Annotated in this window: 9 protein-coding genes and 1 other RNA gene; 4 read left to right on the top strand and 6 right to left on the bottom strand. The window is 75.5% G+C overall.

The genetic code is table 11. The features are described from left to right. The 3 genes from VGI02_RS00140 to VGI02_RS00130 all read right to left on the bottom strand — a co-directional run. The coding region (locus tag VGI02_RS00140) for an SURF1 family cytochrome oxidase biogenesis protein (protein ID WP_331625189.1) at positions 1-780 on the bottom strand (780 nt) is incomplete at its 3' end. Between the two features lie 41 nt (positions 781-821). Continuing rightward, positions 822-1,721, bottom strand: coding sequence for a fructosamine kinase family protein (locus VGI02_RS00135; RefSeq protein ID WP_331625188.1), 900 nt, complete (start codon positions 1,719-1,721; stop codon positions 822-824). Continuing rightward, positions 1,718-2,197, bottom strand: coding sequence for a low molecular weight protein-tyrosine-phosphatase (locus VGI02_RS00130; RefSeq protein ID WP_331625187.1), 480 nt, complete (start codon positions 2,195-2,197; stop codon positions 1,718-1,720). The genes VGI02_RS00135 and VGI02_RS00130 overlap by 4 nt, the downstream gene beginning before the upstream one ends. 64 nt (positions 2,198-2,261) lie before the next feature. Between VGI02_RS00130 and VGI02_RS00125 the strand changes: the two genes are divergently transcribed. From VGI02_RS00125 to VGI02_RS00115, 3 genes are read left to right on the top strand one after another with little or no spacing between them, the layout of a single operon-like run. Continuing rightward, the gene (locus VGI02_RS00125; protein WP_331625186.1) at positions 2,262-3,167 is read left to right on the top strand and encodes a Nif3-like dinuclear metal center hexameric protein; all 906 of its coding nucleotides are present in this window, start codon (positions 2,262-2,264) and stop codon (positions 3,165-3,167) included. Positions 3,168-3,197: 30 nt separating this feature from the next. Then, positions 3,198-3,929, top strand: coding sequence for a zinc ribbon domain-containing protein (locus VGI02_RS00120; protein WP_331625185.1), 732 nt, complete (start codon positions 3,198-3,200; stop codon positions 3,927-3,929). Further along, positions 3,926-4,591, top strand: coding sequence for a histidine phosphatase family protein (locus VGI02_RS00115; protein WP_414638165.1), 666 nt, complete (start codon positions 3,926-3,928; stop codon positions 4,589-4,591). Before VGI02_RS00120 ends, VGI02_RS00115 begins: the two co-directional genes overlap by 4 nt. Before the next feature lie 6 nt (positions 4,592-4,597). Here VGI02_RS00115 and VGI02_RS00110 read toward each other — a convergent pair whose 3' ends face one another. The 3 genes from VGI02_RS00110 to VGI02_RS00100 are packed head-to-tail and all read right to left on the bottom strand — an operon-like array spanning position 4,598 to position 7,862. Beyond that, a complete protein-coding gene (locus tag VGI02_RS00110; protein WP_331625184.1) occupies positions 4,598-5,719 on the bottom strand; it encodes a DUF2332 domain-containing protein in 1,122 nt (373 codons plus the stop codon). A gap of 26 nt (positions 5,720-5,745) precedes the next feature. Then, entirely contained in the window at positions 5,746-7,095 is a 1,350-nt protein-coding gene (locus tag VGI02_RS00105) for an SLC13 family permease (RefSeq protein WP_331625183.1), read from the bottom strand. Then, the gene (locus VGI02_RS00100) at positions 7,092-7,862 is read right to left on the bottom strand and encodes a sulfite exporter TauE/SafE family protein (protein WP_331625182.1); all 771 of its coding nucleotides are present in this window, start codon (positions 7,860-7,862) and stop codon (positions 7,092-7,094) included. The genes VGI02_RS00105 and VGI02_RS00100 overlap by 4 nt, the downstream gene beginning before the upstream one ends. 79 nt (positions 7,863-7,941) lie before the next feature. Between VGI02_RS00100 and rnpB the strand changes: the two genes are divergently transcribed. Then, positions 7,942-8,366, top strand: an RNA gene (gene rnpB, locus VGI02_RS00095) — RNase P RNA component class A. Positions 8,367-8,368: the final 2 nt, after the last annotated feature.

Here is an 8,368-nt window from a genome sequence, read left to right as displayed (position 1 = left end):
CCCGTCGTCGGGAGCCGGACCGGCCTCGCCGTCGTGCGCCGCTGCCCCGGTGACCTCGCCCAGGCGGGTGCGGTACTCCAGGCGCACGAAGTAGAACCAGCCGCCGATCGCCATGATCCCGAAGATCAGCCATTGCCAGGCGTAGGAGTACGAGGAGTTCGGGTCCGGCGGGGGCAACGGGACGGCCGTGACGACGCCGGGCTGGGCGGGGAGGAGCTGGACGTAGCCGGGCGCTACCGGGAGGTCGACCAGCCGGCCGATCCCGGCGGCGTTCACGGCGTAGACCTGCCGGTACCCGCCCTGGGTGATGGGGGCGCGGTCGCTCGGCGACTCGTCGGGGAGCTGGTAGCCGGCGAGCGTGACCACCCCGCCCGGGGCGGGCGCGATGGGCGGGAGCGTCTCGCCGTTCTGCGGGCGGACGTAGCCGCGGTCGACGAGCAGGGTCTGCCCGTCGGTGGTGCGCAGCGGGGTGAGCACCTCGCTGGCGGCGCTCCCGTCGACCGAGCGCAGGCGGGCGAGGACCTCGCCGGTCGGCTCGTAGGTGCCGGTCACGATCACCTGGCGCCAGGCGGCCGCCGACCCCGGCTCGGTGCCCGGCGCCACGAGCGTGCTGCGCGGCACGGGGGCGGTGGAGACGGCGCGGACGAGCGCGGCGTTGTCGCCGTCGCGCTCCGCGCTGCGGTGGAACTGCCAGGGGGCGAGCACGTAGTAGCACCCGAACGCGAAGCCCGCGACCACCAGCGTCAGGGCGATCCACCCGGGCCGGAACAGGAAACGCACGCCGACAGTATGCGCGGAGCGCATGTGAGCGCTGTTCGTCGCTAGAGCGACGACATCCGCTCGCAGGCGGAGCTCCCGTAGCCCCCGCCGAAGAGTGCCGCGTGGACGAGCAGCGGGAAGAGCTGGTGGAGCGCGATCCGGTCGCGCCGGCCGTCGGCGAGCGGCGCGGCCTCGTCGTACGCCGCGAGCACGGTGTCGAGCCGCGGGCAGCCGAACAGCGCGAGCATGGCGAGGTCGGTCTCGCGGTGACCGCCGTGCGCCGCCGGGTCGATCACCCAGGCCCCGCCGGAGCCCCACAGCACGTTGCCGGTCCACAGGTCCCCGTGCAGGCGCCCGGGCCGCTCCTCGGGCCCGACGTCGACGTCGCCCCCGGTGAGCCGGCGGCACCCGTCCTCGATCTGCGCCGCCTGGGACGTCGACATCCCGCCGCGGTCGACCGCGAGCCGGACGTAGGGCAGGACCCGGGCCTCCACGTACCAGTCGATCCAGCGGGTGCCCGCCGGTGCCGGGTCGTTGCGCATGGGGGCGCCGCCGATCCAGGCGTCGGCGGGGCCGCCGGGTGGGGGTGCGCCGAACGCGGGTGCGCCGGTCGCGTGCAGTGCGGCGAGCCGGCGTCCGAACGTCTCGGCGGCGTCGGTGCCCGCCGAGCCCTCGCCGGCCGAGCCCTCGCCGGCCGAGCCCTCGCCCACCGCCTCGCTGACCAGCCACGACTCCTCGACGCCCAACAACGTGGGCACACCGGGGCCCTCGGCGACGGCCAGCCAGCGCAGGCCGGCGGCCTCGGCCGCGACGGCGGTGGGGTCGCCGGTCTTGGCGATCACCTCGGTGCCGTCGTCCAGAGTGCACCGGGTGACCGCGCCCAGCGGGCGCGCCCGGAGCACGTCGCGGCCGGTGAGACGCGCGACGGCCGCCCGGGCGGCCTCGCCTCCGGACGCGCTCACACCCGCTCCCGCACCCAGTCCACGACGCCGGGCGTGGCCGCTTCGATCATCGTGAGGACGTCGTCGAAACCGTCCGGGCCGCCGTAGTAGGGGTCCGGGACCTCCGCGCCGTCAGGTGCGTCCGGGTCGAACGAGCGCAGCAGCCGGACGCGCTCGGCGGGGACGCCCGCACGGCGCAGGTCGCGGACGTGGTCGGCGGTGGCGGCCAGGACGAGGTCGGCCTCGGCGGTCGAGGCGTCGATCTGGCGCGCGACGTGGTCGGTGTCGTGGCCGTGGCGGGCGAGGGTCGCGGCGGCGCGGGAGTCCATCGGATCGCCGACGTGCCAGGGCCCCACGCCGGCACTGGTGACCACGACCCGGTCGACGAGTCCGGCCTCCGCGAGCGCCGCACGGAGGATCTTCTCCGCCATGGGGGAGCGGCAGATGTTCCCGGAGCAGATGGTCACGACGTGCACGAGGTCCGACACGTCACCCATGGTCCCGGATCCGCCCGGCCGCCCGTCCGTCCCGGGGCGGGCGTGCACCACAATGGCGACCACCATGGGAGCAACCGTCGCCAGCGCCGTCGCCGCCCTCGAGGCGGCCTATCCGCCCGGGCTCGCGCAGGAGTGGGACGCCGTCGGCCTGGTCTGCGGGGACCCGGACGAGCCGGTGGGGCGGGTGCTGATCGCGGTCGACCCGACGCCCGCGGTGGTCCAGGACGCCGTCGCGGGGGGCGTGGACCTGCTGGTCACCCACCACCCGCTGCTGTTGCGCGGCGTCCACGGGGTGCCCGCCGACGAGCCGAAGGGCGCCGTGGTGCACCGGCTGATCCGGTCGGGCTGCGCACTGTTCGCGGCGCACACCAACGCGGACGCGGCCTCGCCCGGAGTGTCCGACGCACTGGCGGACGCGCTCGGGGTGATCGTCGACCGCCCGCTGGCGCCGGAGGAGGGCCCGGACGGGACGACCGGCACCGTCGGGATCGGGCGCATCGGGCACCTCGAGGCCCCGGAGCCGTTCTCGGCGTTCGTCGCGCGGGTGTCCGCCGCACTGCCCGCCACGGCGTGGGGCGTGCGCGGCGCCGGTGACCCCGCGCGGAGCATCTCCCGCGTCGCCGTGTCGGGAGGGGCGGGCGACTCGATGCTCGGCCTGGCCCGGGACGCGGGCGTCGACGCCTACATCACCGCCGACCTGCGCCACCACCCCGCCGACGAGCACCTGCAGCGTCCGGACGCCCCCGCCCTCGTCGACGTCGCCCACTGGGCCTCGGAGCATCCGTGGTGTGCCCAGGCCGCCGCCGTCGTGCGCCGTGCGCTGCCGGAGGCCACCGTGACGGTCTCGACGCGACGGACCGACCCGTGGACCCTCGGCGCCGCCGAGGGTGCGGCCCGGGGACCGGCCACCCCGACGGCCACCGCGCCGCCGACCATGCACGACGTCATCGAAGGAGCCGCCCAGCCATGAGGTCGATCCAGAGTGAAGGCCGACCCAGCCATGAAGACTGACCCGGCAGCCCAACGCCGGCTCCTCGACCTCGCCGCCGTCGACGCCGAGCTCTCGCGCGCCGAGCACCGCCGCCGGACGATGCCCGAGCAGACCGCGGTCGAGGAGGCCGAGCGGAACCTGCGCGCGGCGGCCGACGCCGTCGTCGTCGCCCAGACCGCACTCTCCGACCTCGACCGTGACGTCGCGAAGCTCGATCGCGAGGTCGAGCAGGTCCGCAGCCGGGAGGCCCGCGACCAGGGCATGCTCGACTCCGGGTCGGTGTCGGCCAAGCAGATGACGGAGCTGCAGCACGAGCTGGAGTCCCTCGCCCGCCGCCGGTCGGTGCTCGAGGACGACCAGCTCGAGGTGATGGAGCGCCAGGAGGCGGCGGGCACGAATCTGGCGCACGAGACCACGGCCCACGACGCGGCGAAGATCACCCTGGAGGACGCCGTCGAGCGCCGGGACGGGGTGCTCGGGGACATCGGGACCATCGAGGCGCGCCGCGGCGAGGAGCGCACCGGGCTGGTGGCCGAGCTGCCGGCCGACCTCGTCGAGCTCTACGACCGCATCCGCGCCAAGGGCGCCGTCGGTGCGGGGGAGCTGAGCGGCAACCGGTGCGGGGCCTGCCGGCTCGAGATGGACCGCAGCGAGCTGCGCGACATCCAGGGCGCGGCGCCCGACGACGTGGTCCGGTGCGACAACTGCGGCGCGATCGTGGTCCGGGGCACGGCGGCGTGACCGGCTCGTCCGACGCCGCGGGCGCCTGGACCGGGCGCGGGGCCGCGATCCCCACCCGCGTGCTGCTCCTGCGCCACGGGCAGTCCCCGCTCTCGGTGGACCGGCGCTACTCCGGGCGCGGGAACCCGCGGCTCACCGAGGTCGGGTTGGCCCAGGCCGACGCGGCGGCCGCGTCGGTCGCGGCGCGCTACCCGGGGGCGACGGCCGTCGTCAGCTCGCCCCTGGACCGGGCGCGCTCGACGGCGGGTCCGGTGGCCGCGGGGCTCGGCGTCGAGGTCGAGGTCGACGAGGGCTTCACCGAGACCGACTTCGGCGGCTGGGAGGGCCTCACCTTCCGCGAGGCCGCCGAGCGTGACCCCGAGGTGCACCGGGAGTGGCTCGGCGACACCGCGGTGGCCCCGCCGGGCGGGGAGAGCTTCGACGTCGTCGGGTCCCGGGTCTCCGCCGCGCTCGACGGGCTGCTGACCCGGCACGCCGGGACGACGGTGGTCCTGGTCAGCCACGTGACGCCGATCAAGACGATCCTGCGGCTCGCGCTCGACGCAGGCCCGGCGCTGCTCTACCGGCTGCACCTCGACCTGGCGTGCCTCTCGGTCGTCGACTTCTGGCCCGACGGCGGCGCCAGCGTGCGCCTCGTCAACGACACCTGCTACCTGGCCTGAGCGCGCTCACGTCAGCCACTCCAGCCAGGCCGCGCCCGGATGGGCCAGGCCCAGCACCCGGCCCGATACCGCGCCGTCGCGCACCGAGAGCCGCCCGACGACGCCGGTGACGCCCGCCCGGCACGCCTCGATCGCGCGCTCGGGCACCGGCAGCCCCTGCACGCTGTCGCGGCTCTCCGGACCGAGCGGCACCAGCGGATCGACCGAGATCCACTCCAGGTCCCGGCCGAGCCGGGGGAGCAGCGCGAGGAACCGGGCACGCTCGTCGTCGGGCAGGAAGACGTGCACGTAGGTGTCGACGAGGACGAGCAGCGCGTCGTCGGGCATCTCGGCGCAGACGGCGGCGACGGTGTCGACGAGGTCGCCGCGCACCAGGCGGGCCGGGTTGGCGCGGGCGATCGCCGAGGCGGCGGCGAAGCGGTCGACGGCGCCGGTCTCGGGCGGGATGCACGCGGTGAGCCAGTCCCGGACCGGGGCCTGGTCGAGGTCGAGGGGCTCCACGTCGACGCCGGCCCGCGCCGTGATCCGGGGGACCGCGTCGGGCAGCGGAGCGTCCCCGCGCACGTCGCACGCGAGCTCGACGCCCGAGTCCGGGTCTCCGACGACGACCTCCCCGGAGCCGGTCGCGAACCGGTAGCGGTAGCGGTCGAGGTGCAGGCCGAGGCCCGCGCCGGTGCCGAGGTCGACCAGGGCGAGGGGCCGGTCGGGGGCGATGTCGGCGAGGACGGCGAGCACGTCGGCGCTGCGCCCGACCTCGTTCATCTGGTACCGGTGCTCGCGGCAGAGCGCCGCGAGATCGTCGGCCCGCTCGGTCGCGAACGCGACGAGGGCGGGCCGGAACCCGGCGTCCAGCGGCGGCTGGCCGGAGCCCGGCGTCGGGAAGTACCCCGCGAGCGGGGCGGGGCGGTCCCGCGCGACGAGGTGGCGCACCGCGGCGCTGAGCAGCAGCGGGGGCAGGCGGTCGGCGGGGATCGCGGCCGCGAGGTCGAGCAGCGCGTCCTCCTGCGCGATCGCCCGGAAGAGCTCCGCCGTCAGCGCCCACGCCGCCGGGGCGTCCGGGGGCGACCAGCCGGCGGCGATGCCCAGGGCCTGGTCACGGACACCGTCGCGGGTGTCGTCGGAGGACATGGTCCGGGAGCCTAGGCAACGGCGGGTCAGGTCACGAGCCACAGCGCGACGGTGCCCGCGACGAGGGCCGCGGGCGTGGTGACGAGGCCCGCGACGGTGAAGCGGCGCAGCGACGGCGCCACGTCCTCGGCCACCATCACGCGCCGCCACAGCAGGGTGGCGAGCGACCCGACGTAGGTGAGGTTCGGCCCGACGCCCACCCCGATGAGCATCGCCAGCACGGTCGCCGTGGCGGGGGCGGGCCCGAACGCCGCGAGCAGGAGCAGGGTCGCGGGCAGGTTGTTCACCACGTTCGCCAGGACCGCCGCGAGCCCGGCGACCGCGAGCAGGCCGAGCAGACCGGTGCCGAGCGGCGTGACGACGTCGGTCAGGACGCGGCCCAGACCGTGCGCCCCGACCGCGGCCACCACGATCCCGAGCGCCAGGACGAACAGGCAGAACAGCGGCGCCGCGGCCCGGACGAGGTTCGTGGGGGTGGTGCGGTCGGTCCCCAGCGACCGCGCGGCGAGCACGACCGCCCCGGCCACCGCCACCCAGACCGGCTCCACGCCCAGCGGCGCGGCGACCGCGAACCCGACGAGGGTCAGTCCCAGCACGACGAGGGCGAACCACGGAGTGGCGTGGGTGGCTTCGTCGGCGGTGGTCTCGTCGTCGGCGGTTTCGTCGACGGTGGCCCCGCCGGCGGGATCGTCCGACACCGGACGGTCGAGGTCGCGCCGGAACAGCCACCGCAGGCCCACGTACTCGACGGCGAGCACGGCGAGCCAGGGCAGCGCCATGAGCCCCGCGAAGTGCAGGAACGACAGTCCCGCGGCGGCGACGGCGAGCAGGTTGGTCAGGTTGGAGACCGGCAGCAGGAGGCTCGCCGAGTTCGCGAGGTGCGCGCAGGCGTAGGCGGCGGGCGCGGTCGCGACCCGCAGCCGGCGCGCGGTGCGCACGACGACCGGGGTGAGCAGCACGACCGTCGCGTCGAGGCTGAGCACAGCCGTCGTCGCGGCGGCGACGCCGAAGACGCGGGTGTAGAGCTGCCGCCCGCCAGCGTCAGAAAAGTCCCGTTCCTGACGCTGGACGTCCGCAGATCGGCGTCGATCACGGGGACGACCCCGGCGCAGCAGCGATCCCGCCCAGGTGAACACGCCCTCGGCGTCGGCGAGGTGCGCGAGGACGAGGACGGCGGCGAGGAACCCGACCGTCGGTCCGAGACGGACGATCTCGGCGAGCGCGTCGTCCCAGGTCAGTAGCCCGGTGACGCCGACGAGCGCGGCGGCCGGGAGCGCCGCGGCCGCCTCCGGGAGCCCGCGGGGTCGCGCGACGGCCACGACGAGCACCGCCGCGAGGAGCGCGACGGTGAGGACGGTCGCGGCGGTTCCGGTCACCCCTTCACGAACAGGTAGATCGCGACCGCGACGCCGAGGACGACGACGGAGAAGCGCAGCACGTTGTCCGGCATCTTCTGCGCAATGGCCATTCCGAGGTACCCGCCGATCAGGGTCGACGGGGCGAGCAGCAGGACCGCGAACCAGTCGACCGGCGCGAAGAACCCGAACAGCACCACCGTCACCGACGCGACGACCAGCGAGAGCAGCACCTTCACCGCGTTGAGCCGGCGCATGGAGTCGGCGCACAGCAGCGAGAGCACCGCGATGAGCACGACGCCGAGCGCCCCGCCGAAGTACCCGCCGTACACCGCCGCGAGGAAGGTGACGATCGCCAGCGCGGCGGGGCGTTCGCGGCCGGCCTCGGACTCGCCGTCGCGGGAGGTCCAGCGCTTGATCCACGGCTGGGCGCCCAGGGTGAGGCTGGCGAGCAGGACGAGCACCGGCACGATCGCGTCGAACACCGACTGCGGCAGAACGAGCAACAGGGCGCACCCCAGTGCCGAGCCGAGCACCGCGGGGATCGTCGTGATCGCGATGCGGCGCCCCTGCCCGCCGAGGTCGGTGCGGGCGGACAGCGTCGAGCCGGCGTAGCCGGGCCACTGCGCGACGGAGTTGGTGACGTTGGCGGGCAAGGGGGGCAGGCCCGTCGCGAGCAGCACCGGGAACACGATCAGCGAGCCCCCGCCGGCGATCGCGTTGACGGCGCCCGCGAGCAGGCCGAGCACAACGAGCAGGACGATCTGGAGCGCGCCCGGGTCCGTCACGGCTCGGGACGCTAGCCGGGTCCCGGACGGTGCGCCTGTCTGGCCGGGTGGGGGCACTGGCTAGGATCAGCGGAGCGGAGGAGTCGGCCGGGCGACCGCGTCGGGCCCCACGAGGGCGCGTCGAGGAAAGTCCGGACTCCACAGGGCAGGGTGGTTGCCAACAGCAACCCGGGGTGACCCGCGGGACAGTGCCACAGAGAACAGACCGCCACCGTGCTCGGGCTTCTGGTCCGGGCTGGTGGTGAGGGTGAAACGGTGGTGTAAGAGACCACCAGCGTCCTGGGTGACCAGGACGGCTCGGTAAACCCCACCCGGAGCAAGGTCAAGAAGGCGGACCGGGTCCTTCCCGGCCCGCCGCGCAGGTTGTTCGAGGGCTGCCCGCCCGAGACCTGCGGGTAGACCGCTGGAGCCCGTCGGCGACGACGGGCCGAGATGGATGGTCGCCACCCGCGGACCCGCAAGGGTCCGCGGGGACAGGATCCGGCTTACAGGCCGACTCCTCCGCC

Source organism: Actinomycetospora sp., from assembly GCF_036497245.1.
In the GTDB taxonomy this organism is placed as follows: domain Bacteria; phylum Actinomycetota; class Actinomycetes; order Mycobacteriales; family Pseudonocardiaceae; genus Actinomycetospora.
Note: the sequence above shows the minus strand (reverse complement) of the source record. Positions and strands in the feature narration are given on the sequence as shown.